We start from the raw sequence: 26,066 nt of genomic DNA on the forward strand, positions 1-26,066 counted from the left end.
TCTACTGGAGGCTTCGCATGCTTGTCTACCCGTCCGGCGTCGACGTGGCCAGCTCTGCCCTCCGCTAGCTCGCCGCCGCCTGACCGAACGCCGGAGCGCTTTCGGCGCGCGATGGCGGCGCCTGAGCGCGGGCCGGCAGACCCTGCTCACTCTCGCCCACCCTCGCAACAGCCAGACCTATCCCGGCTCGCGGCCGGTTTCGGGATCGGCACCACCACCGTCTACTGGTACGTCACCGAGGCCGTCGACAGCGCCGCACCTGTTGCGCTGTGTACGTTCAGCTGCATCAACACGAGAACATCGGCACCGCAAACAGCTCGGACGCCCGGAGAAGCCTCGTAGCCCTTGATCGGCGACTTCCTCGCCGGTGTGTTTGTTGCCCCGATGGTTGGGGATCCGATCGGCGGTGCCGCGCTGCAGCTGGTGGAAGTGGACCGCGTGGTCTTTCGTGGCGGCCAGTCCTTGACCCGTGAGTCCGCGCAGCCGTGGCGAGACACGGGTGCGTCGCAGCGGGCCACAGCGCTGGATGCATCCGCTACGCCTGCGCTGCGAGGTGGATGGGGGTGGGCTCCCGTCCTGTGTTCCCCTGAGCCGGGACGGTAGTTCGCAGGGCCTGTCCGGCCGGGGTACGTGGCGGATGCCTGCGACTCGTGCTGCTGGCGGCTTCGGTCGGCCTCTTCAGGGGGAGGGGAGGGCAGCCTGGAGCGTGGCATACATCGGCAAGAGGTCGCCCAGGCCGACGATGTACAGGAGCCGCTGCACGGGCTGGGGAACGCGGGCCAGGCGAAGCCAGCCGTCGGTCTCCTGCGCGGCACGGTGAGCGTAGACGAGGAAGGAGATGCCGCTGCAGTCCATGAACGTGACGTGTTCGAAGTCGATGACCGTGCACGACGCGCATCGGTCGCCTGCGCCGCTGTCGAACGCCCAGCCCACGAAGGACACGCTGCTGCAGTCGATCTCCCCGCTCAAGGTCAGGACGTGCACACCGGCAGGAGTGGTGTGCTGGAAGACGGCCAGGGGGGATACATCCATGGGACCACCTCGTTCTTCCTCCGGAGATCCACGCAACGGAGTCGGCGTCCTCCCCCACGCAAGCGCATGGACGGTTGCAACGTCAACAAAATCCGGGTTCGTATACCGCACCGCTCCATGGAAGGGCGCGAGGCCAGTGACCGGGACCGCGAGGCGCTCTCGCCGGACCGGGACACGCTGACCGGGGAGAGCATGGCCTCCAAACGCTGGTGCGCCGGTCAACTGGCTTCAGCGGTAGGTCGGCGACTTCGGTGCCGGCGAAGTCGCGAATCCTGGAATCGTTGCAGTGGTAGTGCGGCGGGCGGGGCCCGACTCGCTGGGCTCCTGAACAGGAGCGGGTGCCTGTCCGCGCAGTCGCGCCAGTTCTGCGAGGTCGTGCAGGTCGTCGACCCCGAGGGCGAGGACGTACGCATCGCGTCAGCGCGTCCCGCAGCTGCCGCAGGTGCGATCAGCCGTGACGGGACCACGACGTGCAGAAGCCGCGATGCGCCATCCCGGCCTCACGGCCTTGGCCGAGCACGACGCTGCCCGTGCCGGCACGAGGCGGGGCACAGGCAGCGCGGGGAAGGAGGGCGGGAGCCGGTCATCCCTCCGCGGCGATGCCGTCGAGAGCGTCGGCGCTGTCACTGGTGTCGGGGGAGCGCCGCAGAAGGAAAGCGACCGATGCCGCACCCAGGACGGCTGCTCCCGCTCCGGTGACGAGAGCGAGGTGCAGACCGGAGGCGAAGGCGTCGCGGGCCTGATTGACCAGGGCGGTGTCGCCTGTCCTGGCGCCGACGATGTTGGCTGCGGCGAGGGATGAGCGAGCTGCCTCAGCCACGTGGGCCGGGAGCCCCTCGGTGTCGAGGGTATTGCGGTAGCCGGCGTTCAGCGCACTGCCGAGTACGGCGATTCCCAGGGCGCCGCCCAGTTCACGGGACAGGTCGTTCACCGCAGAGCCCACGTTCTGCAGGCGGGAGGGCAACGCGTCGGTGATGGCCGCGGTGGCGGGCGTCATGGCCAGGCCCATGCCGGCGCCCAGGGGAATGAGCCCCGTGACGATGAGCCAGTAGGAGCTCGTCTTGTCGAGCTCGGCGAGCACGCTCAGACCGACGGCGACGGCGATCAGCCCTGCGATCCAGGGACGGCGAGCGCCGACACGTGCTGCCAGCTTCGGGGACAGCCGGGCGCTCGGGATCATGGCGGCGGGCATGGGCAGCACACTCAGGGCGGCGATCAGCGCACTGTCGCCTCGCACGAGCTGCAGGTACTGCATGACGACGAAGATGAACCCGAAGAACGCGAAGAACTGCAAGGTGATCGACAAAGTCCCGGCGGCGAACGGCTTGTTGCGGAAGAGCCGGGGATCCAGCAGGGGGTAGGGGTGGCGCAGCTCCCAGACGACGAAACCGGCGAGCACGATGAATCCCACTGTGATGCCGATCAGGGTGCGGGTGCTTCCCCAGCCCTGCTCGGGCGCCTGGATGACCGAGTAGACCAGGATTCCCAGGCCGACGACCGTAAGCGTGGCGCCGACGGTGTCGACGCGCTGCTTCTTTGCTTCGGCCGACTCCGGCACGAAGACGTAAGTGCCGATGAACGCCACGACCGCCAGAACGACGTTCACCCAGAAGACAGATCGCCAGGACCATGCTTCGAGCACGGCGCCGGAAGTCAGCAGGCCCAGGATGGCGCTCGCTCCCGCGACGGCCGCCCAGATGCTGACAGCACGCGTCCTTTGTTCGCGGGGAAAGGTGCTGGTAATGGTCGAGAGCGTGGCGGGCATGACAAAGGCGGCCGCCACCCCCAGCAGAGCTCGCAGGGCTATGAGAACCCCGGGTTCCGAGGAGAACGCGGCCGCGACCGATCCGGCCGCGAACAGAGCGAGGCCGCCCAGCAGGGCCCGGCGCCGGCCGAACCGGTCGCCCAGAGTCGCCGCCAGCAGCAGAAGGGCGGCAAAGACCAGGCTGTAGGCGTCGATGACCCACGACAGCTGCGTCTGACTTGCGTGGGTCTCCCGGGCGATGCCCGGCAGGGCCACGTTCAGCGATGCCATGGCCGAGACGACGGTTGCCAGAGCCAGGCATGTGACGGCCAGTACTGCGCCGTGACGCACCACTTTGTGGCCTTGTTCTGTGAGGCCTCGGTTCATGAGAGGCGTCCTTTCCCGCTGGACAGAGGTGCGCTGGTGCGATGGACGGATCCGATGGCGGATGCGGCCGCCATGGAGGCGCGGCGTGAGCAGCCAGCGCAGAGTCGTAGCGCGTGAGCGAGGTGTGATGGGAGGCCGGTGTCGACCGCTACCGTCCGCGCTGCCCGCCCCGGCGCCGGAACGGACTGCACTACGGAAAGACACCGGATGTCAACGCATGTTGGCCAACCTGTGTTGACATTAACGCACTCATGGGGATGGAAAGTCAACGAGCGATGGCCTACATTTGTTGGCATGACACCAGAGAACACAGAAGCCCCCCCGGGCCCCCGACGCTCCGACCGCACCCGGACAGCGATCCTCGACGCCGCCCGCCAGCGCTTCGCCGCTCAGGGCTTCGAACGCACGACCATCCGGGCCGTCGCGGCCGACGCGGGCATCGACCCCTCCATGGTCATGCGCTACTACGGCAGCAAAGCCCAGCTCTTCGACGCCGCCCTCGACATCGACCTGCGCCTTCCCGACCTGTCCGCCACCCCGGCAGAGGAACGGGCCGAAGCCCTCGTGCGGCACTTCCTGCACCGCTGGGAGCACGAGGGCGCCGACGACGCGCTCCTGCTGCTTCTGCGCTCCGCCGTCACCAACGACCAGGCGGCACGCCGCATGCGGGAGATCTTCGCAGCCCAGGTCTCCCCGGCCCTCGGCCCCGCCACCAAAGACAACGTCGGGCTGGTCTCCGCCCAGCTGCTGGGCCTCGCCCTCACCCGCTATCTGCTGCGCATCCCAGCCGTGGTGCGCATGACGCCTGAAGAGATCGTCGCCGCCTACACGCCCGCCATCCGGAGCATGCTCGAACCGCAGGCGTCCGCCCATTGAACAGGCAGATCAGACGACGGAACCGGTCGGAGCCCCAGGCGGTGCCGTCGGCCACCTCGTGTCCGCCGCCGCGGGGCTGAAGCCGCGAGCGGTCAGGTCGCCTGCCTGCGCGGCGGCCTTCATGGTGGGACGGCGCTTCCTGCGCAGTCCAGTCCGGTCAGGCCGGCCCAGTGCACGACCGGCCGCCCGTCCGTCGCTGACACGCTTGCCCATCTCCCGCACCTCGGCTGGTGATGGGCGCCACCTGCCGTCCGCGGCGTGGTGCACCTTGCGTATCCGGATGGCGGGTCCGCCATCGGCTGCACGGTGAGGCCGCACTTCCCGTGCCAACAGCACGAAATCGAGCAAGAGACGGCGAGGACGGTGCACGGCCGCTCCACGCCGGAGCGGTGCGGCCGCCGAACAGGAAGCGTTCCTCCTGCAGCCTCGCGGACCTTTCCTGCGCGCACAGCCGCGTGATGCGTCTACAAGAGCGCGGGGCTGCTCGGCGGCCCGCTCCGGCTCCGGAGCGTCTTCGAGACGGTCCCAGATCAGCGGCGAGCTCCCTGATACGTCGCTGCCGGACGCGGGCACAGCGTGGCCGCGGCCGCCTCGGACCCGGCGCAATCACGCTGTTCAGGACCACGAGATCTACGTTTCCAGATCGACCCGGCGCCTCGGACGTCTGAGATCAGAGCCAGCGCCTCCTATGAGACGTATGGCCTGCCCCCGGCCGCCCGGATGGGCAGAGATTACTCATCTCCGCTTCCCCGGCTCACGGTTGACTGACCCTGCTTGCCCGAGCAACCGGAGCGGTGCCAAAGGCGGGCAAGTTCGCGGTGGGGGAGGGCGGCCGACCTGGAACGCCCCTCAGCGCAGGGCCCGGACTCCGGCCGCTCCCGGTGATGCCGGCGGGTCGCTGAGACGGCAGGGCGGCCGGTCCCCGTTGCACGGCGCCGCGCGATGGCTGATCCCGCCCGCAGGACTGCGCGACATCCGGCTGCGCCGCACGACCACCCCCGCCCTGCAGGCAGTAACCGACTCCGCCGCGACGGAACGGCATCACGGAAAGAAGAAGATCAGCACGATGAACAAGCTCATAGGCCCCCTGTGCGCAGTGTCGACAGCCGTTGTTCTGGCGGTCATGCCGACCACGGCGCAGGCAGCCGGAACCGAAGACGGCGCCCCCCTGGTGGCCGCCGAGAACGAGATCGTCGACCAACTCGCGACACTCGGCTGGCCAGGACAGGACCCGGAGAACTTCTACCCCGGTGCTCTCGACCACGCGGACTCCGCCACAGCCACGGTCGTCTGGGGCACGCCCGGGAATCCCAGCTCCTATCAGGTCGAGGCCAAGTGCGCGCAGTTCCTCACCGCCTCGATGAAACATGCCTACTCCTGGGCCACCGACGCGTGGTTCACCTCCGGTATCGGCTTCCGCAGCCCTACCTCGGAGCAGTACTACGACGCCTTCACCGACACCTCCGCCGGCGGTGCGCTCGATGACATGAGCGATCACGTCAGCCGCCCCTCCGCACAGCGGGTCAGCGACCTGCATGCGGGTTCCGTCATCGCGGTGAAGTACCTGGACGGCTCGGACGGAGGCGCTACCGGGCACATGATGGTCGTGCAGTCCGTGACGCCGTTCGAGCGCGACGGCAACAGCGCCACCCAGGAGTACGCAGTCAGGGTTTCGGACAGCACCTCCGCCCCGCACGGCGTCGCCTTCTCATCCAGGACGTCGCCGCACTGGGCGTTCCGGGACAGCCGGGTCGAGGGCTCTCCGGGGCTTGCCACGAAGGAATGGAGCGGCGCCGGCCGGGGAACGATCTTCATCCAGGCCGACGCGGTCACCGGCAAGCCGACCGGTCACTGGTGGGGCCGCAACGAGGCCGCGTTCCACACCGTCGCCGACCGGCCCATGGCCTTTGTCGACATCACCCGCTGAGCCCGCAGAGCGGCGGCAGCGGCGCTCGCCGCCGCGGTCGTCGCCCCCGGCCGCCCGCCGGGCGCCGGTGAGGCGTGACCTGGGTTGTGCGAGCGCCTACGCGCCGAACGAGGGTTTCCGTCTCATGATATTCAATGGTGATGAATAAATCTCGTGGACGTCCGCGTGGAGGCTCCGACGCCAAGGAGAGGATTCTGGCGGCGGCGAAGACGGCGTTTCTGCAGCACGGCTACAACGCGACGACGATGCGAGCCGTTGCGTCGGCAGCCGACGTGGACCCGGCCCTGATCAGCTATCACTTCGGCTCCAAGCAAGGGCTGTTCGGTGGGGCGATGGCGCTCGGGATCAGCCCGGGCCAGGTGATGGCCCGCGTGCTCGAGGGCGATCCCGAGCAGATGCCTCAACAGATCATCCGGGCTGTCCTGGCCGTATGGGATGATCCGGAACTCGGTGGTTCGCTGACGCTGCTGGTCACCCAGGCCCAGCGGGACCCGGCGCTCCTGCGTGCGTTCCGCGAGTACGTCGAGCGGGAACTGACCGCCCGGCTGGCGGAACGCATCGGCGGAACCGACGCCGCAGAACGAGCTGGGGCCGTGCTGACGACAACTCTCGGACTGATCTTCAGCCGCTACGTTCTCAGGCTGAACCCGATGGCCGTCATGGACTCCGAGCGGATCGTCGGCCTCCTGGCTCCAGGACTTGGTGCACTTCTCCGCCCGGTCCCGACCCGCCGATGAATGAGAGAGCCGGGGCGGGGCCGGCGCAATCCGGGACGCCGCAGGTCGCCCGTATGTCGCGTGAGTACGGCGTGACGCCTTGCCCGGACGGTCCGTTGCGCCCCAAGGCTGGGGACTGCCCTTGAGGCTCCGGCTCTGCAGCGACCGGGCGACGACGGCGTTTGCGCGTTCCCGGCTCAGGATGGAACTCCGCGGGCCCCCGCCCCCGGGCGCTCCCGCAGACGTGGCAGGGGCACGTCTTGATTCAGGCGGGCACGGCATCCCGTTCGGGCCGGCGCCGCCGCGGCAGACTCGCTGAGCGGCAGCCGGGCGCCCTTCTGGTCGCTGTGACGGGCAAACGCCGGCCCGTCGGCGAGCGACGCGATTCGCCGTGGGCGGCCGACTGCCCGGGAGGGGAACGGCGCGCCCGGGTCCCGACAAGGCCGTCACCGGCAGCCGGAGTGAGGCCGAGGGGGCGCCGGCCGGCACCGGCGGATGCCGGTGCGCTCGCAGCCGGGCTGGGAAGCGCCTGCGGTCGGCTTCAAAGGGGTGACCCGGCGCGGTGGAAGCGCGGGCGGGCAGTGGCGCCTCCGGCCTTCGACATCATGCCAACAACTGTAGGCCAACTGGCGTTGACTTTTGCGTCCAGGGGCTGGCATTCTGTCAACGAATGGTGGCCAACGCTTGTAGGCCTTCTGTCTCGCACCTCATCGCACCGAGGCCGACGGCCCCTGGACCGGAAGGCGACCGCTATGAAACTGCTGCTCCCCTCGAAGTCCGGCGCGGCGTCCAAGGCGCAGCGCACGGGCCGGGCGGGGGTCGGCGCGGACGGGGAGTGCCGGCCCGGCCCGCTCGCCACCTTCGCCCGGTTCGTCCTGTGCGGCGGGGGTGTCGGTCTCGCTTCCGGCCCGGCCGTGGCACTGATAGCCGCACTGATGCCATGGGCGATGGCGAACGCGCTGGTCACCGCAGCTTCAACCCTCCTGTGTACAGAACTGCACGCACGTTTCACCTTCCAGGCCGGCAGACATGCCGGATGGCGCCAGCACTGGCAGTCCGCCGGGTCGGCCTCGGCCGCCTACGTGATGACCTGTGCGGCGACGTTCCTCCTGCACCTGCTGCAGCCGTCGGCCGGCATGCTGAGTGAACAGGTCGTCTACCTCGGCGCTTCCGGCCTCGCCGGAATCGGGCGCTTCCTCGTTCTGCGCCTGGTCGTCTTCGCCGGCAGTTCGGCCGCGGCGCAGGACGACGGCCCCGCTGGGGTGCGGCAAGCGGGCGAGGTCACGTCTCGACGCGTCGTGACGTCGCGGCCCAGGGCCGCACAGCCGACGAGCGAGCCGTCATGTGCGGGGGTGAGGACGGCCGTAGCGGTGTCGACCGTGCGGGCAGGCATGCCGCCCGGACGGTCGGATGGCTCTGCGTCTGTTCCTTGGCCGATTTCTCGCCCGGTTCGCCCTCGCCGCGTCCCTGCCGCCGCAGGCCCCTGAGGTGCGGTGACGGGAAAAATGAGTGCCGACTACTCATTTCGAGATCTCGTGGGTGATCCATATTCGGGCGCATGGGCTGTCTGTTCACTGACATGAGATCCGGGAGCGCGGAGGCGGCGTGCAGCAGCGACCCACTCAATGGGGCGGCTGTCGCGGGTCTCGCCCACCGCTGTGCGGGAAGGCGCGCCCCTTCAGATTGGGGGCGACCCGCGATGTCGTGGGCACGCAACGCCCCGTCACGGTCCCTGGGTGAGGCCCAGCATGTCGCTCAGCTCGCTCAGGCACTGCTCGAAGAGCGGTTGCATGTCGGTCAGGACGAAGTCCATCTGGTGAAGGACTTCCAGACACAGCAGCCCGTAGAGCCGGCTCCAGCAGGTCACGTACACGTGCACCGCTTCGGGGGGCAGGCGTCGGTCGATCAGGCGGGAGTACGCGTGCAGTTGCTCGGGCAGACCCTCGGGCAGCTCGTTCAGTTCCGGCACCGGGAACGGACGGGTGTTCCACACCTCGACGATCATGTCGATGAAGACGCTCTCGAAGCGCAGGCCGGCCTGGTGCCGGGCGGAGTCGGGCTGGTGCTGCGTGCCGCTGACGGGGCTGGCGAAGATCCACTCGAACTCGGCGGGATGGGATACCGCCCAGGCGCGCATCGCGCGGCACGCGCCCAGGAACCGGTCCGCGGGCGAGGCGCCCGTGCGCTTGTCCCGGTCGCGTTCCATGGCTTCGGCCAACTCCTGGAAGAACCCCGCGGTCACCGCGTCCACCAGCGCGTCCCGGCTGGCGTAGTAGTGGTAGAGCGAGGGCCCGCTCATGCCCATCTCGCGGGCGACGGCGTTGATCGTGACTGCGGCCGGCCCCTTGGTGGCCAGCAGTGTCCGAGCGCTCTGGTGAATCTCCCGCACGGTGGCCTCGCGCACCCGGTCGCGTCGGCCGTCGCCCGTCGGTCGCCGGTCCATGAACACCTGCCTTCATCGCATCGATCTAGAGGGTCTAGAATTACCTAGAGCCTCTAGAGAGGTTGGGGAGCGGGCCGCAAAGGCGGACGAGCCATGCACAGACAAGACATTCCACGAGAGATCGTTCGGGTGAGGAGGGAAAAGGAGACATATGTCCACGCATTCGTGACTGTGCCGGTCTGGCGCAACCCGCGCGCCGCTCAGCGGCGCCCGCGCCGCGATCATCTCACCCCACCCTGCGACGCACCGGCCACCAGGCGTTCCGAGCGCATGGTCGCAGCGCTGTTCACCGCAGCGGTGCTGGCAGGCGCCGCCTTCGTCGTCTCGTACGCGGCGATCCCGAACGATGCATCGATCCTCGTCATGCCCATGGGGAGCATCAGGGCGCTGAACTTCGCGCTGGGCTTGACGCTGAGCGTCGCCCTGAGCTGCCTCGGTGCGGGTCTTCGCCGCTGGGCGCGCATGCAGATCTCCCGTGCCGCTGCGGCGCCCCCCTTCCCACAACGAACAGATGAAGGCTGCCTCGAAGCGCCCGGCGACTTCGAAGAGCCCGTCGTCCCTGCATTCCGGGAGCGCGCTTGAGCACCGAATCCACCACCGAACCGCCCGCGCGCAGCAAGTCGCCGGCAGGCGAGCGCCTCGCCGACTGGGCCGACGGCCGACTGGGGATCTACACCCTGGCCAAGGCCAACATGCGCAAGATCTTCCCCGACCACTGGTCGTTCATGCTGGGCGAGGTCTGCCTCTACAGCTTCCTGATCCTCATCCTGACCGGTGTCTATCTGACTCTGTTCTTCCACCCGTCGATGACCGAGGTCGCGTACCACGGCAGCTACACCCCGCTGCAGGGACAGATGATGAGCGAGGCGTACAAGTCCACGCTCGACATCAGCTTCGACGTACGGGGCGGGCTGCTGATCCGCCAGCTGCACCACTGGTCGGCGCTGGTGTTCCTCGCCGGGATGATCGTGCACATGATGCGCGTCTTCTTCACCGGCGCGTTCCGCAAGCCGCGCGAGGTCAACTGGGTCTTCGGCGTCCTGCTGTTGTTCCTGGGCATGTTCACCGGGTTCACCGGCTACTCACTCCCTGACGATCTGCTCTCCGGCACCGGCCTGCACTTCATGGAGGGCGCGATCCTGTCGATCCCGATCGTCGGGACGTACCTCTCCTTCTTCCTCTTCGGCGGCGAATACCCCGGGCACGACCTCATCCCGCGGTTCTACTCCATCCACGTCCTGCTGCTGCCCGGGATCATGCTCGGCCTCGTGGTGGCGCACCTGATCCTGGTCTTCTACCACAAGCACACCCAGTTCGCCGGGCCCGGACGGTCCAACAAGAACGTGGTCGGCATGCCGCTGCTGCCGGTGTACGCGGCCAAGGCAGGCGGCTTCTTCTTCCTGGTCTTCGGCGTCCTCGCGGTCATCGCGGGCATCGCCCAGATCAACCCGATCTGGGCCTTCGGCCCCTACCGGGCCGACCAGGTCGCGGCAGGCTCCCAGCCCGACTGGTACATGGGCTTCGCCGAAGGGCTGCTGCGCATCATGCCGGGCTGGGAGATCAACTTCTGGGGCCACACACTGGCCTTGGGAGTATTCATCCCGCTCGCCGGCTTCGCCGTGGTCCTGGCGCTCATCGGGGTCTACCCGTTCGTCGAGTCGTGGGTCACCGGCGACAAGCGCGAGCACCACATCCTGGACCGCCCGCGCAACGCGCCCACCCGTACGGCCTTCGGAGTCGCCTGGCTGACGGCGTACTTCGTGACGATGATCGCAGGCGGCAATGACATCTGGGCCACCCAGTTCCATCTGTCGCTCAACGCGATCACGTGGTTCGTGCGGATCTTCTTCTTCGCCGGACCGGTCATCGTCTTCGTCGTCACCAAACGGATCTGTCTCGGCCTGCAGCGCAGGGACAAGGACAAGGTGCTGCACGGCCGGGAGACCGGCACCGTCAGGCGCCTTCCGCACGGTGAGTTCGTCGAGGTCCACGCCCCCCTCAGCCAGGAGCAGCTGCACACCCTCACCGCGCACGAGCAGTACGAGCCGGCCGCGCTGACGAGCCCGCGGGTCGACGACAACGGCGTCGAGCGTCCGGTCACGCGAGCGCAGAAGCTGCGCGCGAGGCTCAGCAAGGCGTACTACGGTGCGGACGGCCAGATCAGCAAGCCGACCGCCGAGGAGTACGAGGAGATCACCAGCGGCCGCGGCCACCACTGACCGCTTACGTATGACGGCCCACCCGTGGCCGGCCTGCGGCTGGGCGCCGCCACCAGCCGCAGGCCGGCCCGCCAGGCAGTCAGCCGTCGCACGAGATGCCATGAAACAGGGGCAGCCGGCCGACGACAGGCCTGGTCAGCAGGCCCGCCGACCACCCGGCGACCTCGGCCCGTTGTGTCTCGCCGGCCGGATCCAGTCCGAGCGGCGGCCCTCCCGTACTTCGGCGGCCACCGCTGCGGGTAGGGCGACCGTCGGCACAAGATGCCGAGACGGCCGGGACGGCTGCTGGGCGAGCATCGCGCTCGAAGTCGTCCGGGAAGGAAACCGGCAGGTCGGCGTCGCCGGATCCCCGCAGGCCAATGCACACAACGGCATCGCCTCGAGGCGCTCGCGCCGGCGAGGGCAGCGACGAGGCGGCCTGTGGCCCTATTCCCGCGCAAGCCGGAACTCGGCCATGAGCAGGCCGGGCGCCCGCTCGACGGTGCCGACACGGGTGAAGCCGAGACGCTCATAGAGAGCGATGGCCGGACGATTGTCCGCGCCCGTGCTGACCAGCGCCTGCCCGGTGGGGGCCAGCTCGGTCAACAGGTGATCGAGCAGTCTCAGAGCCAGACCGCGGCGAAACCATGTCGGATCGACGCATACCCGGTCGATATCGATGCCGTTTCCTCCCGCCAGGCGCTGCCAGGCAACGAAGGCGGCAAGGTGACCGTCACGCGTCGTCATCCCGAGCCAACGCAACGGCTGGGCCCGCAGCTCTTCCAGGCTCTCCACGAGAGCGGGTATTCCGTCGAAACCGATCAGCGCGGCCTCGACTGCATACGACCGGCGGCCGGTCAGGTGCACCGCCGTCGCCGTCGCCACGTCCGTCAGGTCCAGCTCGCTGACGAACACAGCCGGACCGCATTCACTGCCCCCGCGCCGCTCGAGATGAGACGCAACTCTGCTGTATGAACGCATGACATGCCTTGCCGTAGAGGTCTGAAGGTCAGCGACAAGCGTGCGTCGCGGCCGGCATGCAGCACCTGAGCAAGAGGCACTCATGTGCCCACGACTCGCCGCTGCGCAGCCGACCATCCGTTGTCTGAGTGCCTGACCGAGAACCGGTCACGGGGATGTGCGTGGGTGAGTTGCACCTCGGATGAGGCGGCGGGTCATGAGGATGATCATTGACCACTTGACCATCGCTTCGTGGTGAGCGGGCAGGCGTTCGTAGTCGCGGACGCAGCGTCGTCTGCGGCAGATCCAGGACAGGGTGCGCTCCACAACCCACCTCCTGGGCAGAACGACGAAGCCCTTGGCGTCGTCACTGCGTTTCACGATCTCTGCAGTGAGCGCCCAGCGCTCTTCTGCCCAGGACACGAGCTTGCCCGCGTAGCCACCCTCCGCCCCATACGTGGCGGATGCGGTGGTCGAGTACACCGTGGAGTGCGGCGGGAAGTCAGCGGGCAGGGCCCGCCACTCGCAGCCGTTCGCGTCCACGATGGTGCGCCGGCAGTGCTCTTCCAGGCGTCCCCCGCGCCCTCATGCCCCCATGCCCCCATGCCCCATCGTCATGCGGCAAGCGGCAGTAGCGGCTCCGTGACCTGCCATTCCGCATCGCTCATGTCCGACGGATACCGCTTCGGACGAGCAGGCCTTGCGGTGCCGCGGCCGAAGCGGCAGGCCACACAGCGACACGCCGGTCCTCGCTCCTGACTGGCACACTCGGCTTGGGCGGGGTAAAACGACATGCGGGCTCCTGGCGGGCGGCTGGACTCAACAACCGCTGATCTACCAGGAGTCTGGCTGCACCACCCGGAGAACGGACGAAAAGGACAGCGGGTCATCCATCCGATAGCCGTTCGTACAGGTCCTCTGCAAAGCGCGTTCGATAGACGCCGTAGACAATAGCGTTCGGGGACTGATACCCCCGGTGCTCTGAGGCCGAGACCTCTGGATCCCACTGAGTCACTTCTCCGCTGAGCGGCGACGGGCTCCCGTGATATGCCTGCGCGGCTTCTGCCAGTTCCCACTCACCTGTGACCACCGAGCACCAGAACCCACGGCCCTGGCCGACCACCCACACGCACAGATCCTCGGTGCTGTCCTCGGACCAGACCTCTCCGTCGACATTCACGCCTTCCGAGAAGTCCATCAGTGAGTCCGCCGCATCCAGGTATGCCAGCGCGAACCCCTCAAGAATCTCTCTCGGCTGTGACTCCAGCCATGACTCCAGGGCAGACAGGCATGGTCTTGTCGCATCCAAGACCTCCCAGAACCAATCTGGAACTGGCCCCAATCCCGCTCACCCGCCCTGGCCGACCCTGAACAACTTCTGCCGGAATCGTAAGACAGAACCCGAAGCCGACCACGACCTCACTGCCCGCACCTCAACTCTGGGCCGCACAACCCTGAGCGGTTACTGGTTCTCAGACAGGCACTGACTGCAGCCCGGTACCCCCGGGTTGGTGACGACCGTGGCAACGCCGCACCGAAACGCGGGGCGGCCGTTGGCTTTCGCGTACGGGCCCCCTGAACGTCAGAGGGAGGACGCGATCAGCTGCCGCTCGTCGGCGTGCGTGGCGCGACAGCCCGCAGCGAGTACATGATCGGCAGGTAGGTGTCGCTGAAGGGGAACCGGTAGAGACCGTCGGCGCCTCGAGGCAGGATGTGGCGGCCGTCGGATTCCGTCTCCGTATGCTCTGCCAGCCGTTCCACAACCATGCCCGCCGAAGCGGCAGCAGTCACGATCTCACCGATCGAGTAGGGGAACTGCACCGTCTGCCGTGGCGCCGTCACGACGCTCGGATCCGCATAAGTGCCGGTCAGAGCGACGTGCTGAGCCTCGCCGCCGCCGTAGGGCCAGTCGGCCACGAAGGGTTCGAAGCTGAGGACGGTCTGGAAGGCCGGATGAATGTCCACCAGGACCAGCCGGCCTCCTGGCCTGAGCGCCCGCGCAGCCCCCCGCATCCACGCGTCGACATCCGCGATCCAGGACAACACGCCGTACGTGGCGACGACGACGTCGAACCCGGCCGCAAGGCTCTCGGGCAGGCGCTGGGTGTCCGCCACGACGAAGTCCGCGACCAGTCCCGCCTTTTCGGCGAGGTCCTGGGCACGGGTGATCGCTACGGGGGAGAAGTCGACTCCGGTGACCCTCGCGCCCAGGCGGGCCCAGTTCAAGGTGTCCATGCCGAAGTGGCAGTGCAGGTGGAGCAGATCCTTGCCCGCTACGTCACCGGCCAGTTCACGCTCGATGCTGCGCAGCGTCTGCTGACCGCCGAGAAACGCCTCCACGTCGTAGGACTGATCGGTGGCCGTCGTGCCGTGGGTTTCGGCCAGGGAATCCCACAGCGCCCGGTTGGCGGCAAGCCCCTCAGCGTGCCCGTCCCTGTGCGCGCCGGCCTCCTCAACGCCGAAGTCGTCCTCTGCAGCCATCGCGAACCTCCTGTTCCTGGCCGCACTCGCGTGCGGCCCCCCCCGCGTCGGGATTCTCCAGGACGCAGGAGCACCCCCACATGAGTAGGAGATACTCGGCTGGAGCAGAAGCTGCCTGCCAAGCGAACTAAGACGGTGTCCTATGTGGTGATCGCTCGTTGGTCCGTTCATGGGGCGGGGTACGTGGAGTTGGATTGTTCCGGACGGCTTGTGGGAGCTGGCCAGGCCGTTGATTCCGGAGGGCCGGGTGCGACCTCAGGGCGGTGGAACGCCGAACACGCCTGATGAGACGCTGTTCGCGGCGATCATCTACGTGCTGGTCAGCGGGTGTGCCTGGCGGGCTCTGCCGCCGTGCTTCGGGATATCGAAGTCGACGGCCCATCGCCGGTTCCTGATCTGGTCGCGGGCCGGCGTCTGGGGCCGGCTGCACGAAGCAGTCCTGCACCGACTCGACGACGCGGGCCTCATCGATGTCTCCCGCGTCGTGCTCGACTCCGCCCACGTACGGGCTAAAAAGGGGGCGAACACACAGGTCCGAGCCCCGTGGACCGGGGCAAGCCGGGTTCCAAGATGCACGTCCTGTCGGACGCGAACGGACTGCCCCTGGTCGTCGGCGTCTCCGCCGCCAACGTCCACGACAGCGAAGGCCTGAAGCCCATGGTGGCCGGTCACCAAACGAGACGCGACCCCCACCGCGGCCGCCACTTCAAGCCGCAACGGCTACACGCCGACAAGGCGTACGACATTCCCCACCTGCGAAAGTGGTTACGAGGCAAGCGCATCGGCGTGCGCATCGCCCGCAAGGGCATCGAGTCCAGCGAACGATTGGGCCGCCGAAGGTGGGTGATCGAACGGACCATCTCCTGGCTTTCCGGCTACCGCAGACTCAGTCCCCGCTACGAACGCGATCCCCGCAACTACCTGGCCTTTCTCGGCCTCGCCGCCGCCATCTGCTGCTACAAGCGGTACGTCCGCCTCACCACATAGGACACCGTCTAAGCCCTCCGGTGCGGACAGCCGGCCCCCACACGCGCCTCGCCCTCGAAGACCGTCCTTGTGACCGGCCTTGTTCCGGGTTTGAGTACTGCTTGCTCAGTCGCCCCAGGGCTGCGCGACGTCTCCTGGAAGAGTCACACAGCAGCTCTCCGAGGCCGTGATCACCATGACTTGCACCGCACCTCCCACTGCCGCCAGGACGACAGAAGACACCTTTGCCCTCGCCGCGACCGGACCTTCCACGCCGGCTCGGACCGCCGGCGCGTGGGGGCTGTCGCTGCAGTGCGGTCCGCCGGCGCCCGCGACCGCCCGCCGCGAGGCCCGCAGGGTGATGCACGACTGGGGAGCCGACGAGGAAACCGTGGACGACGCCCTGCTGGTCGTCTCGGAGCTCGTGACCAACGCGGTGCAGTATGCCGAGCCGCCCGTCGCCGTGTCCCTGTGCTTCTTCGACGACCGGGCGATCCTGGTCGCGGTCACCGACGGCGGCCCCCGCACAGAGGACCAGTACGACGACCGCCCCGCCGACGAGCACGGGCGCGGCACCTTCATCGTGGACGCTGTGGCCGTAGGCGCCGGCGACGTCACCGGGCAGGACGGGCGGGTCAGCCACTGGGCAGTCGTAGGGCCCTCAGCGCTGTGACGGTGTATGGCCAGAACGAGATGTCCGGCCCAGCCGGGACAACGGCGATCGCGGTCCGCCAAGCCGCATGCCGGCGCGTAGCCGGCCGCCCCGGCCATCGCCCGGCCGCCCGTCCATCCGGAAGGCCACACCACCCCGGAGATCCGCGCACCGAGCAACCAGGAGGACAGCGATGCACGAGCCCCTGAAAGCAGTAGCCCTCACCGCAGCCGTAGCCGGTGTGCTGCTCGCCGCTCCCATCGTCTCGATCGTCGCGGCGAGGGCGGCAGTCCCGGTCCACATGGACGACAGTGCCGCACTCCCCGATGCAGAGCACAAAATCGTTGATTGGCACGACGACACCGGCTGCCCGTATGAGAACGCGGACGAATTCCATCCCTGCGCGGTCGACCGCCCGGACGGCACTACGGGAACGGTCACCTGGGGAACGGCCGGGGAACACACGGTCGTCATCCGCCCGGGCAACGCGACCGGTCTGCCCGACGGCTGCTGGTGGGGCCCCGACGAGGCCGCTCCGCGTACGGCCGGCGATCGTCCCATGATGTTCGTCGACATCACCCGGACCGAGTGATCCGTCCCCCCGGCGCATGACGGCCGCGCAGAGGCTCCAGCCGGCGCTGAGTGCCGAGGTGCTCCACCCCCTGTGAGCGGCTCGCCAGATGACCGTTATTACCCGACAAGGATGACCGACCCATGACTCTCGTCACGCTCAACGACCTGCACACAGCCCGTCAACGCCTGGAGCCAGTGGTCTCCCGTACGTCGCTGCTCAGGGCTCCATGGGCCTCCTGCGGACATCGGTCTCTCTTTCTGAAACCAGAAAACCTGCAGATCACCGGCTCGTTCAAAATACGTGGCGCATACAATCGACTGTCGCGGATGTCCGAGTCGCAGAAGACCCGCGGCGTCATTGCACGATCGAGCGGGAACCACGGCAAAGCACTTGCCTACGCGGCCCGGCAGGACGGCGTGAAAGCAACGATCGTCATGCCCTCCACGGCCGCCAAGGTGAAAATCGACGGGGTCCGGGAGTACGGAGCCGATGTGCGCTTCGCTTCCCCCGAAGAATGCCCAGCCCTCACTGAGCAGTTGGCCGCGGAACACGGCTATGTGATCGTGCCCCCCTTCGACGACCTGGACATCATCGCGGGCCAGGGAACGGTCGGCCTCGACATATCCGACGAAGCGGTGGCTGCGGGACTCGACATCGGCACGGTGCTGGTGCCCGTCAGCGGAGGCGGCCTGATCTCAGGTGTCGCCGCTGCACTGAAGCTCACACGCCCCGGTATACGGGTAGTGGGCGTCGAGCCGGAGCTGGCGGCGGACGCCGGAGAAAGCCTGCGCGCCGGACGGCGCGTGACCTGGCCGACTGAGCGTGTCAGCCGGACCATGGCCGACGGCTTGCGCATGACGACCGTGGGGGAGCACACCTTCGAGCACATGCGCGTTTTCGTCGACGACATCATCACCGTCACCGAAGAGGAGATCTGCTCGAGCGTGGCCCTTCTGGCGCGGCGTGCGGGCATGATCGTCGAGCCGTCCGGGGCGGTCACCACGGCGGCGTACCTGTACCACGAGCGCGACCTCCCCGCTGCCGGGGGGCACGTGGCGGTGATCAGTGGAGGGAACGTCGATCCCGACCTGTTCGAACTGCTGCGTAAAGAAGCCCCGTTGCCCTTCCAGGCCTGCCGCAGGCGAAGCAAGGCCGAGGACGAAGCGGAGCACTGAGACCATCTTCCACGCAGTGGGGCGGACGAGCCGTTGCCACCACGCCCCTGCCGCGCGCGTGGCCCAGGATGAGCACCCATTACTCAAGCGTCCTCGCGCTCTCGTGCACAGGATGAGCGCACGAGGTAAATGTGCGTGCCTCATCGCTCAATGCGAAAGCCTCCAGATATCACCTAGGAGCAGGAGAAATGAGCAAAATGAGAAGGGTCATAATCGTAGCGGGGGCGGCCGTCGCCGTCGTGGCTGTGCCCTCGCTGGCACATGCCGCCCCCGGGAGCGGCCCGTCGGATGGACACCGCATGTCCACCGCGGCGAGCCGGACCATGGACCCGGGTGGCGGCGGAGGCAGACTCGCAAACGATTCTTCGAGTCTCGGCCGGACCATGGACCCGGGCGGCGGCGGAGGGTGACCGCGCTGCCGAGGACCAGGCGTTGGGAAGCGCCGGGGCGAGCGCGGCGTGGACGAGGATCTGACTGGCCGACATTGTTGATCGTCCGTGTGATTGGTTACGCGCAGGACAACGCCGACCGCATAAGACATCCACGTCATCGTGGCAACCGCCTTTGACGTGTCGGCGGCCGGCCCGCTGGCTCCTGGTTTACGGCCGATGGGCGGCTGGGCTGAGACGAGGGCGTCACCCTCGTTCTTCTCGGCCCGCCCTCGCCTGTATCCCGCCGCCCACATGTTCGACAGACTTCGTCATGCCGGACTCAATAACACTGTCTGCAACCCGCGCCGCTCCCGCCTGCTTCGGCGTCAAACTGGTCGTTCCGAGTCGGCACGACGGAGTCTTGGGCCGTCAGCCATTCTGCGGGTCTGGAGAAGTTGACGCCCACACAAGCCGAGTCAGGCCTTGCGAAACGGCAAGCGCAGGACCTGCTCAGCTTATAGACATCGTGTTCTATGTGATGCTTTGGAACAGCCGCTGGCAATAGCACACCAGGCGAAGCTCCGCTGCCGGTGTAAAGGCGATGTCGAGGCTTACGATGTCGAATCTCCCGCCCTTCGATCACCATGCTGCTCATGCGGTCCGGTAGCATTTGTCTGACCGGTCGCCCCTTGAGGGAGCAGTCGAATGCAGGGCTGGGCAGACAGATGGCCGCTCATCGGGCGACAGCCATTCATGGATTCCTTCGCCCGGGACCTGTCCGACGGACACACCCGGGGCTGGATGATCTGCGGGCCGGCGGGAGTGGGTAAGACCCGCCTGGCTGATGAGTTTCTGGAACTGGCAACCGCCCAGAGCGGACGACGCACTGCGAGGGCCGTAGCCGGCAAGGCTGCCGGGCAGGTACCCCTCAGCGCGATCGCCCACCTGCTGCCCCCGGACGTCGACCTGGCAGACCCGGTCAGCGGCTTCCGAGCCGTCGCCCGGACCATGGCCGCAGAGCCAGGCAAGCCCACCGTGGTCTTCGTCGACGACATGCACCATCTGGACAGCTCATCAGCCGTCCTGCTCGGCCAGCTCCTGGACTCCCAAGTCATCGTCCTGGTCGGCACCGCCCGCACTGGTGAACCAGTCAGTGACGCTGTCGAGGCCCTACTGCGACGCGGGGACCGCGTCCGCCGCATCGACCTGTCCCACATGGACCGCACCCAGGTCGAGGCACTCGTCCAACGCGTCCTCGGCGGCCTCGTCGGCCGCCGCACCCTGCACGCGCTGTACACCGCAAGCGGTGGAAACGTCCTCTTCCTGAAGGAACTCGTCCTGGGAGCCGTCGAATCAGGCACCCTCAGCCTCAACGGCGAAGTCTGGGAAATGCCCGATCACCGGCTTGCCGTCACCCCTCACCTCAACGACCTGATCACCGCCAAGATCGCGGCGACCCCGCCCGCAGCGCTCCCGCTCCTGCAAGCCCTTGCCCTCTGCGGCCCCCTGGCCGTGACCGACGCCGCCTCTCTCATCGACCGGGCCCACCTGGCCGAAGTCGAGAGCTCGGGCATCATCCAGGTCACCGCACACGGCCGAAGAATCACCGTCGCGCTGTCTCACCCCCTGTACAGCGAGGTCATAGCCGCCGGTATCTCACCCCTCCAGCGCTACGACCTTGGTCTTCGTCTGGCCGAGCGTCTCGAAACCCACGGACTCAGACGCCGCGACGACGCCCTGCACGTCGCTTCCTGGCGACTGGCGGCCATCGGCACCGCCGATCCCGCCCTCCTGGTCCAGGCCGCCGCCATCGCGATGAACGCCAACGACAGCGAACAGGTCATCCAGCTGCTCACCGCGATCAAGCCGGACCAGCACACGCTGGAGACCCGGATCCTGCTGGGCAGAGTGCTGACGTACACCGGCCGCCTGGAGCGCGCCGAAGCGGTCCTCGCCGAGGCCGACGCCCACGCCCGCGACGATCAGGAGAAGATCACCGCAGTCACCGCCCGGAGCATGAACCTGTTCTGGTCCAGCCCACGACTCGACCAGGCACTCTCCGTGTGCGCCGATGCCCGCACAGTGCTGCGAAGCCGGACGGCGAAGCAACAGCTGCATTTCATGGAAGGAGCCATGCAGGCAGTCTCCGGGCTGCCCGAGGCCGGGCTCCAACTGCTCGACAGCCTCCCCGGAGCCCCGCATCAGGAGAGCCCTGACATCTGGCTGCTGGCGGCGACGGCGAAAGCCGTGGGTCTGGCCGTTGTCGGCCGCGTGGCACAGGCCAGGGCACTGGCCGAGCACGGGCACAGCATGCACCAGGCGATCGGTGGAGGAACGCTTCTTCCGCATCCCGCGATCCAACTGGCGCCGCTCGCGCTGGCGCTCTCGGAGGCCGGTCTGATCAGCGAGGCCCGCGAGACCTGCCTGAGCGCTTTCGACACGCTTCAGGATTCGCCCTCCCCTCTCGCCCGCCAGTGGCTCGCCTACTTCATCGCACGAACGGAGTGGCTGGCCGGGCATCCCTCCAGTGCCCGCCGCTGGTATGCGGAAGCCGCCGCCATCGCACGTACGCACCAGCACACCAGGACCACCAGGCTCTACGTATCGGGTTTGATCGCCTGCGCGGCACTGGCCGGCGACATGGACACGGCCGAGTCCCTGCTCCCGGAACTCGAACAATACGCACCGAGCGGGTTCATGGCCGGCGAGGAGACTCTCGGCACTGCCTGGCTGCACGCGGCCCAAGGCAAGCTCAGCCGCGCCCGCGACGTCCTGCGCACTGCGGCCGGCGACGCTCGTCGCACCGGCCACATCCTGTCCGAGGTCCTTCTGCTCACCGACATCGCACGCCTCGGTGACGCCCCGAGCGTCCAGCACCGCCTCACCGAACTCGCGACCCAGTGCGACGGAGCCCTCACCCACACCCGCGCACGGTTGGCAACCGCCCTCGCCGACAACGACCCCGGCCGCCTCATGGAGTGCTCACACGCTTTCCAGCAGATGGGATCGCCCATCCTCGCCGCTGAAGCATCAGCCGCATCAGCCGGCGCCTGGACACACCAGGGTGACCCCCGCAAAGCCACCGCCGACGCCACTCGGGCCGCAGCCCTCGCGGCCCAGTGCGAAGACGCCCGGACCCCGCTCCTGTCCACGCTCGGCACCCCCTCCGTCCGCCTGACCAAACGCGAACAAGAGATCGCCCTGATGGCCGCCGCCGGGAATTCCAGCAAAACGATTTCCCAACACCTCACACTTTCTGTCCGAACTGTCGACAACCACCTCCAGCACATTTATCTCAAACTCGGCGTACGCACCCGGGCCGACCTCGCAAAAGCCCTTGAATATGAAGCGGGCCGCCAACAAAAATCACCTGGATCGTGACCTAACTATTCCGCCACTCAAACCGGGAACTTCTTGTTCTTCAGGTGGAACGGCGGCCTCATGTTGGACCTATGGCTGCTCCGGACCTGAGACGGCCGAGAATCAAGACCGTCCAGCAGTTGGGCGACGCCTCGTGTGTCGCAACCGGCACCCAGCAGCTCCCCGATCTGCGATGAGTGCAACGCTTGGCGCTGCGTTCATCCATGCCGTTCATGCGTACCTTCCGTACGGGACAAGGCGAGACCGCGCCGGGCGGCTGACAGAGCGGGGTGTTCGCAGGTGACGTGCGGGGTGAGGACCGCGATGGCCCGGGTGTAGTGCACAGCGGCTTGGTCGAGTCCGCCGCGTTGGCGGTGGGCGGTGGCGAGATTGACCAGTGTGGTGGCCAGGTCGGGGTGGGAGTCGCCCAGGAGGCGTGCTTTGAGGGTGAGGGCTCGGGTGTAGCCATCGATGGCGGCGGTGTGGTTGCCGCGCCGGTGCTCGAGGGCGGCGAGGTTGTGTGTGATGACGGCAATCTCGTAGTGCTCGGCGCCGTGGACGCGCTGCAAGACGGCGAGGGCAGCGCGCAATTGGGTTTCCGCATCGCAGGGGCGGCCGCAACCGTCCAGGAGAGCGGCCCAGGCAGCCCGGTCGGCCGCGACGAGCAGGTGGTCGGGACCGTGCAGACGGGTGCGGATGCTCACCGAGCGGGCGGCCCAGGGCTCGCCCTCGTGGTGGGCGCCGCGGGCGTGGGCCAGGCCGCCCAGGTTGTGGCAGAGGGTCGCGACGGTGTCGTGGTCACTGCCGTAGGTGTTCTCGCAGATGGCCAGAGCCCGCAGATAGAGGGCCTGGGACCGGTCGAAGTGGCCGGTGTACTTACCCAGTACGCCCCACTCGTTGCACACCGCGGCCACATCCGGGCAGTCGGCGCCGTAGGTGTGTTCCGCGGCGTCGAGAGTAAAGGCCAGCAGGACTCCGGCTCGTCGGTAGTCCCCGCGCTCACGCCAGAGGCGGGCAAGTGCGACCTGGGCGCCCAGGCGCTCTGCGGGATCGTGGCGGCGGGCGACGGCGGCCCGCAGGGCGGCTTCGGCCGGCTCGGATTCCCGGGGTGGAGTCATGACGCTGATTCCTTCGGCACGGGGTGCGGCGGCACGGCGACCGGAATGTGCATGAGCGGTGCCGGCAAGAAGCGGCCTCTGCGGTACCAGAGGTGACCTGCGGTGAGCGCTAGGGCGGCGGCGCAGAGGGGGAAGAGAGCGGAGAGAGCGCCGGCGGCGAGCAAGGCGCTGGTGGCGGCGGCGCCGATGGCGAAGCCGCCGGTCCAGGCGAGCATGTGGGCGCCGTTGTAGCGTCCGAGCAACGCAGGCGGAGCGATGTCGTTGACGAGAGTGGGCGGCACCGGGCTGAACAGGGTTCCGCCCACGGCGAGGACCGCCGCCGCGGCGGCGAGGATAACCGGTGAGGGGCGGGAAACGGAGATGACGGTCCAGGCGAGGGCCATGCACATGAGTGCGGCGGCCAGGACGCCGGCCCGGCTCCGTCCGGGCAGCCGACGCTGGACGGGAATCTGCAGGATTGCGCTGGTGACCATGAATGCGGCGAACATCCAGCCCAGTTCGGCCTGCGCACCGGCGGCGGTGGCAAGGGTGGGAAGCCCGATCTGCAGCTGGGCGAATCCGGTGGCGACGGTGAAGGCCACCAGAAGGCATATCCGACGCAGAACCGGGTCCGCCGCCACTGTGGCGTACCTGCCGCCTTGACTCGCGGTCCTGGCGGTGGCCGGCTCCTTCTCCAGCGAGTCCGCGGGCTGGGTTGAGGAGGTGACCCGCACAGCGACGAGCAGGGCGAATCCGGCGAAGGAGAAGGCGTCCAGGACGTACAGCAGTTTCAGTCCGCTGCCGGTGCCCAGCACGACGAGCGTGAGCGAGGCGGCTGCGGCGCCCAGAGCGCCCCCGAGGTTGACGGCCGTGTTGCGCCAGGCGAATGCCGCCTGGCGGAGAGGGCCTGGTGCCGCCTGGGCCAGCATCGCGTCCAGAGCTGGGGCCAGTACGGTGTAGCCGGCGGTGTGGGCGAGCACCGCTGCGGCACCTGGCAGCGGACTGGTGGCGGCTGCCATCCCCACCGCGCACACCGCGGTCACTACCAGGGCCGTGACGACGACCGCCTTCGACCCGATCCGGTCGCACAGGGCGCCCCCGAGGGTGGCACCGGCCAGCGCCATGACGGCCCGTACGACGAGCAGCAGGCTGACGACTCCAATCGGGGTGTGGCATGCGTCGTGCAGATAGACCAGGAGAAACGGGACGGTGGTACCCGACCCGATGCTGGACAGCAGTTCCCCGCCCACTACGACCCGTGCCGCCGAGGGAAGACGGAGTGTTCTTTCGGCGCGGGACGCGGGCCGGACTCGGAGGCGGGCACGATCACGGATCGCTTCGGATATCGGCACTGCAGGGGCTCCTCACGGCCCCGAGCGCCGTCGTCGGCTGCCGCTGTCCTCGGGACTGGTCCGGTGGTCGGGGCGGGCCTTGTCATATGGGCAAGAAGGAGCGCTCGCGAGGAAGTCCTCGACAGTGGCGAAGCCGCGTTTCAGGACTGCGTCCCCTCATGTCGTCGCGGTCCTGGCCGCCGGGCGACGTGCGCCAGGATGTTCTCGCTCCACAATTTGGCTGTCTGCAGGGTGGGTCACTGCAGACGGAGCATCCGGTGGAATCGCAGGCAGCTCACCAGTCGCTCACGCACCATCAGATGGGGCCCCGTGGCTTTCCACTCGGCTGGGAACGGGGATACCAGAACAGCACCCGACGGGACCGCGCCCGGTCTGCGGCTTTGGCGGTGCGACACGGTCAAGGAGGCAGTGTTCGGCGGCGATGCAACCATCGATCCAGGCGGGCCCAGCGTCCGCGCGGGGGCGAGCAGGCCGAAGACGCGCAGCGGTTCCGGCGCCGCTCTACGCAAGGGACGCCTCGGCCTCATCCGTGAGCTGTGAACACCGGCCGAGGACGCCCCACACGCACGCAGGCGCAATCAGCAGATGATCACGACCTGGTGGACCTTGTCGTCAGGTCGCCTGAAACGAAGCCCAACTCGATGCTCTCGTCCACATCGGCGTCAAGGTCGACGGGCACGATGATCTCGCTGTGGTTGTAGCTGCCCGTCTTGTTGGCCCAGATGATTCCGATCTCGGCAACGTCCTTCATCGCATCTCCTGTTTCGTGTCCTGGGTTCCCGCGCGTGCGCGGCGATGTGAATGCATGAAACGTATGCGGGTGCCCAACGTCCTTAACTGAGTAATCGGTACTTCATTGCTCTTGAAGCGATGGGACCTCACGAGTGCCGGCTGGGAAGTGGTAGGAGCAGGGCGCGCCCGTTCGCGCTGTGATGTCGGCTCGCGGGTAGCCCGACTGGGTTCAGTCTCAGGTCAGACCAGCCTGCTCTGTACGCGGGTACGAGCTTGGCCGCCGGAGCGGACCAGTGTTGGCCCGAAATTCTGCCCGGCTGTCAGTGGCGGTGGCGATACTCTTCGAGACCTCGAAGTCAGCGGCGGACCGCATCCTCGGCGTCTACGCCGTCATCAACGGCAACACCCTCCGTCACGCACTCGGCAACTGAGCGAGCCCCTCATACGGCAACCAAGCAAGCGGGCGGCTCACGAAGCGCGTCGGAAGACGGTAGCCGGACCGATCACACGGCGCCTGGGAGCGGGGGACCTGCGTGTGGACTCCTGGTTTGAGCCCTTCGACAACGGTGTGGCCCGCAATCCGCAACGAGGCTTTCGCCGATAGCAGATCCGCAGTTTTCTCCGGTCTCCAGCCCGTTTCCAGCCCCGCCGCAGCCGATGCGGCCACACCCGCGCGTGGGGGAGACCCCCCGAACTCAAATCTTCCATAGTTTTGAAACCAAGGAAGCACCCCCAAGCAACCGCTTGCCTTGATCGCCTATCTGACAAAGGCACTAACAAGAGGCTGACGGGGCGGCTTCCACTCTCCCGCCAGCCAGGGCCGGCCACGGAGTGGACGGTTCATCAACTCACCTTGACTTAAGTCAGGCTGCAGAGGGAAAACCAAGTCAGGCACGATCGCGGAGCGATCGGGACACACCTCCGATCCGCGGAGCGGATCAACCGGTCCCGGAGGGGCCGGGCGTCTCCGCGGAGCGGAGACAGGGGGTACCGACGCGTAGCGTCGGCGCGTCGTTCCTGCGG

Annotated in this window: 20 protein-coding genes and 2 pseudogenes; 12 read left to right on the forward strand and 10 right to left on the reverse strand. The window is 68.0% G+C overall.

Translation table 11 applies throughout. From position 1 onward, the window contains the following. Positions 1 to 17: 17 nt before the first annotated feature. Positions 18 to 267: pseudogene (locus OG562_RS45740) on the forward strand (transposase family protein); the annotation flags it as partial. 411 nt (positions 268 to 678) lie between these two features. On the opposite strand, the gene OG562_RS45750 reads toward OG562_RS45740, so the two are convergent. Further along, positions 679 to 1,032: an STAS domain-containing protein gene (locus tag OG562_RS45750; RefSeq protein WP_266408863.1), complete on the reverse strand. Its 354-nt coding sequence runs from the start codon at positions 1,030 to 1,032 to the stop codon at positions 679 to 681. A 583-nt stretch (positions 1,033 to 1,615) separates the two neighbouring features. Next, positions 1,616 to 3,163, reverse strand: coding sequence for an MFS transporter (locus OG562_RS45755; RefSeq protein ID WP_266408864.1), 1,548 nt, complete (start codon positions 3,161 to 3,163; stop codon positions 1,616 to 1,618). Positions 3,164 to 3,457: 294 nt separating this feature from the next. Here OG562_RS45755 and OG562_RS45760 point away from each other — a divergent pair, with 294 nt between their 5' ends. The 4 genes from OG562_RS45760 to OG562_RS45775 all read left to right on the forward strand — a co-directional run bounded on the left by OG562_RS45760 (position 3,458) and on the right by OG562_RS45775 (position 8,169). Then, positions 3,458 to 4,039, forward strand: coding sequence for a TetR/AcrR family transcriptional regulator (locus OG562_RS45760; protein WP_266408866.1), 582 nt, complete (start codon positions 3,458 to 3,460; stop codon positions 4,037 to 4,039). A gap of 925 nt (positions 4,040 to 4,964) precedes the next feature. Further along, positions 4,965 to 5,966, forward strand: coding sequence for a hypothetical protein (locus tag OG562_RS45765; protein ID WP_266408869.1), 1,002 nt, complete (start codon positions 4,965 to 4,967; stop codon positions 5,964 to 5,966). Positions 5,967 to 6,106: 140 nt separating this feature from the next. Then, complete coding sequence (locus OG562_RS45770; RefSeq protein ID WP_266408871.1) at positions 6,107 to 6,703, forward strand: TetR family transcriptional regulator; 597 nt, start codon at positions 6,107 to 6,109, stop codon at positions 6,701 to 6,703. A gap of 731 nt (positions 6,704 to 7,434) precedes the next feature. Continuing rightward, complete coding sequence (locus OG562_RS45775) at positions 7,435 to 8,169, forward strand: hypothetical protein (protein WP_266408874.1); 735 nt, start codon at positions 7,435 to 7,437, stop codon at positions 8,167 to 8,169. 236 nt (positions 8,170 to 8,405) lie between these two features. Here the strand turns inward: OG562_RS45775 and OG562_RS45780 are convergent, their stop codons facing one another. Next, positions 8,406 to 9,125: a TetR/AcrR family transcriptional regulator gene (locus OG562_RS45780; RefSeq protein ID WP_266408875.1), complete on the reverse strand. Its 720-nt coding sequence runs from the start codon at positions 9,123 to 9,125 to the stop codon at positions 8,406 to 8,408. A 93-nt stretch (positions 9,126 to 9,218) separates the two neighbouring features. On the opposite strand from OG562_RS45780, the gene OG562_RS46170 reads away from it, so the two are divergent. Both OG562_RS46170 and OG562_RS45790 read left to right on the forward strand, forming a co-directional pair. Further along, entirely contained in the window at positions 9,219 to 9,707 is a 489-nt protein-coding gene (locus OG562_RS46170; protein ID WP_323187638.1) for a hypothetical protein, read from the forward strand. After that, entirely contained in the window at positions 9,704 to 11,344 is a 1,641-nt protein-coding gene (locus OG562_RS45790; protein WP_266408881.1) for a ubiquinol-cytochrome c reductase cytochrome b subunit, read from the forward strand. The genes OG562_RS46170 and OG562_RS45790 overlap by 4 nt, the downstream gene beginning before the upstream one ends. 426 nt (positions 11,345 to 11,770) lie before the next feature. Here the strand turns inward: OG562_RS45790 and OG562_RS45795 are convergent, their stop codons facing one another. The 4 genes and pseudogenes from OG562_RS45795 to OG562_RS45810 all read right to left on the reverse strand — a co-directional run bounded on the left by OG562_RS45795 (position 11,771) and on the right by OG562_RS45810 (position 14,764). After that, on the reverse strand, positions 11,771 to 12,238 hold the full coding sequence (locus tag OG562_RS45795; protein ID WP_266408884.1) for an N-acetyltransferase: 468 nt from the start codon (positions 12,236 to 12,238) through the stop codon (positions 11,771 to 11,773). 312 nt (positions 12,239 to 12,550) lie between these two features. Then, positions 12,551 to 12,670, reverse strand: a pseudogene (locus tag OG562_RS45800) (IS5/IS1182 family transposase); the annotation flags it as partial. A gap of 499 nt (positions 12,671 to 13,169) precedes the next feature. Further along, positions 13,170 to 13,481 (reverse strand): hypothetical protein, encoded by a 312-nt coding sequence (locus OG562_RS45805; protein WP_266408887.1) that lies wholly within the window; start codon positions 13,479 to 13,481, stop codon positions 13,170 to 13,172. Positions 13,482 to 13,882: 401 nt separating this feature from the next. After that, the gene (locus OG562_RS45810) at positions 13,883 to 14,764 is read right to left on the reverse strand and encodes a class I SAM-dependent methyltransferase (RefSeq protein WP_266408890.1); all 882 of its coding nucleotides are present in this window, start codon (positions 14,762 to 14,764) and stop codon (positions 13,883 to 13,885) included. A 169-nt stretch (positions 14,765 to 14,933) separates the two neighbouring features. Between OG562_RS45810 and OG562_RS45815 the strand changes: the two genes are divergently transcribed. The 5 genes from OG562_RS45815 to OG562_RS45835 all read left to right on the forward strand — a co-directional run bounded on the left by OG562_RS45815 (position 14,934) and on the right by OG562_RS45835 (position 21,883). Next, a protein-coding gene (locus tag OG562_RS45815) for an IS5 family transposase (RefSeq protein WP_266408893.1) occupies positions 14,934 to 15,751 on the forward strand; the annotation gives its coding sequence in 2 pieces (ribosomal slippage) (positions 14,934 to 15,276 and positions 15,276 to 15,751; 819 coding nt in all). A gap of 175 nt (positions 15,752 to 15,926) precedes the next feature. Continuing rightward, on the forward strand, positions 15,927 to 16,403 hold the full coding sequence (locus OG562_RS45820; RefSeq protein WP_266408896.1) for an ATP-binding protein: 477 nt from the start codon (positions 15,927 to 15,929) through the stop codon (positions 16,401 to 16,403). A gap of 172 nt (positions 16,404 to 16,575) precedes the next feature. Further along, the gene (locus OG562_RS45825; protein WP_266408898.1) at positions 16,576 to 16,974 is read left to right on the forward strand and encodes a hypothetical protein; all 399 of its coding nucleotides are present in this window, start codon (positions 16,576 to 16,578) and stop codon (positions 16,972 to 16,974) included. Positions 16,975 to 17,096: 122 nt separating this feature from the next. Continuing rightward, positions 17,097 to 18,131, forward strand: coding sequence for a threonine/serine dehydratase (locus OG562_RS45830; RefSeq protein WP_266408900.1), 1,035 nt, complete (start codon positions 17,097 to 17,099; stop codon positions 18,129 to 18,131). A 1,076-nt stretch (positions 18,132 to 19,207) separates the two neighbouring features. Continuing rightward, positions 19,208 to 21,883, forward strand: coding sequence for a LuxR C-terminal-related transcriptional regulator (locus OG562_RS45835; protein ID WP_323187639.1), 2,676 nt, complete (start codon positions 19,208 to 19,210; stop codon positions 21,881 to 21,883). A 197-nt stretch (positions 21,884 to 22,080) separates the two neighbouring features. Here the strand turns inward: OG562_RS45835 and OG562_RS45840 are convergent, their stop codons facing one another. The 3 genes from OG562_RS45840 to OG562_RS45850 all read right to left on the reverse strand — a co-directional run bounded on the left by OG562_RS45840 (position 22,081) and on the right by OG562_RS45850 (position 25,062). Next, positions 22,081 to 22,980 carry a tetratricopeptide repeat protein gene (locus tag OG562_RS45840; RefSeq protein WP_266408904.1) on the reverse strand — a complete coding sequence of 300 codons (900 nt, stop codon included), beginning with the start codon at positions 22,978 to 22,980 and terminating at the stop codon, positions 22,081 to 22,083. Then, positions 22,977 to 24,311 (reverse strand): MFS transporter, encoded by a 1,335-nt coding sequence (locus OG562_RS45845; RefSeq protein WP_266408905.1) that lies wholly within the window; start codon positions 24,309 to 24,311, stop codon positions 22,977 to 22,979. Before OG562_RS45845 ends, OG562_RS45840 begins: the two co-directional genes overlap by 4 nt. Before the next feature lie 589 nt (positions 24,312 to 24,900). After that, on the reverse strand, positions 24,901 to 25,062 hold the full coding sequence (locus OG562_RS45850) for a hypothetical protein (protein ID WP_266408906.1): 162 nt from the start codon (positions 25,060 to 25,062) through the stop codon (positions 24,901 to 24,903). Between the last annotated feature and the right edge of the window lie 1,004 nt (positions 25,063 to 26,066).

The sequence above is a fragment of the Streptomyces sp. NBC_01275 genome, assembly GCF_026340655.1.
Classification (GTDB): domain Bacteria; phylum Actinomycetota; class Actinomycetes; order Streptomycetales; family Streptomycetaceae; genus Streptomyces.

Coding starts and splice junctions, on each gene's coding strand:
- OG562_RS45750 (WP_266408863.1), bottom strand. CDS start 1,032: ATGGATGTATCCCCCCTGGCCGTCTTCCAGCACACCACTCCTGCCGGT.
- OG562_RS45755 (WP_266408864.1), bottom strand. CDS start 3,163: ATGAACCGAGGCCTCACAGAACAAGGCCACAAAGTGGTGCGTCACGGC.
- OG562_RS45760 (WP_266408866.1), top strand. CDS start 3,458: ATGACACCAGAGAACACAGAAGCCCCCCCGGGCCCCCGACGCTCCGAC.
- OG562_RS45770 (WP_266408871.1), top strand. CDS start 6,107: ATGAATAAATCTCGTGGACGTCCGCGTGGAGGCTCCGACGCCAAGGAG.
- OG562_RS45775 (WP_266408874.1), top strand. CDS start 7,435: ATGAAACTGCTGCTCCCCTCGAAGTCCGGCGCGGCGTCCAAGGCGCAG.
- OG562_RS45780 (WP_266408875.1), bottom strand. CDS start 9,125: ATGGACCGGCGACCGACGGGCGACGGCCGACGCGACCGGGTGCGCGAG.
- OG562_RS46170 (WP_323187638.1), top strand. CDS start 9,219: ATGCACAGACAAGACATTCCACGAGAGATCGTTCGGGTGAGGAGGGAA.
- OG562_RS45805 (WP_266408887.1), bottom strand. CDS start 13,481: ATGGACTTCTCGGAAGGCGTGAATGTCGACGGAGAGGTCTGGTCCGAG.
- OG562_RS45810 (WP_266408890.1), bottom strand. CDS start 14,764: ATGGCTGCAGAGGACGACTTCGGCGTTGAGGAGGCCGGCGCGCACAGG.
- OG562_RS45820 (WP_266408896.1), top strand. CDS start 15,927: ATGACTTGCACCGCACCTCCCACTGCCGCCAGGACGACAGAAGACACC.
- OG562_RS45825 (WP_266408898.1), top strand. CDS start 16,576: ATGCACGAGCCCCTGAAAGCAGTAGCCCTCACCGCAGCCGTAGCCGGT.
- OG562_RS45830 (WP_266408900.1), top strand. CDS start 17,097: ATGACTCTCGTCACGCTCAACGACCTGCACACAGCCCGTCAACGCCTG.
- OG562_RS45835 (WP_323187639.1), top strand. CDS start 19,208: ATGCAGGGCTGGGCAGACAGATGGCCGCTCATCGGGCGACAGCCATTC.
- OG562_RS45840 (WP_266408904.1), bottom strand. CDS start 22,980: ATGACTCCACCCCGGGAATCCGAGCCGGCCGAAGCCGCCCTGCGGGCC.
- OG562_RS45850 (WP_266408906.1), bottom strand. CDS start 25,062: ATGAAGGACGTTGCCGAGATCGGAATCATCTGGGCCAACAAGACGGGC.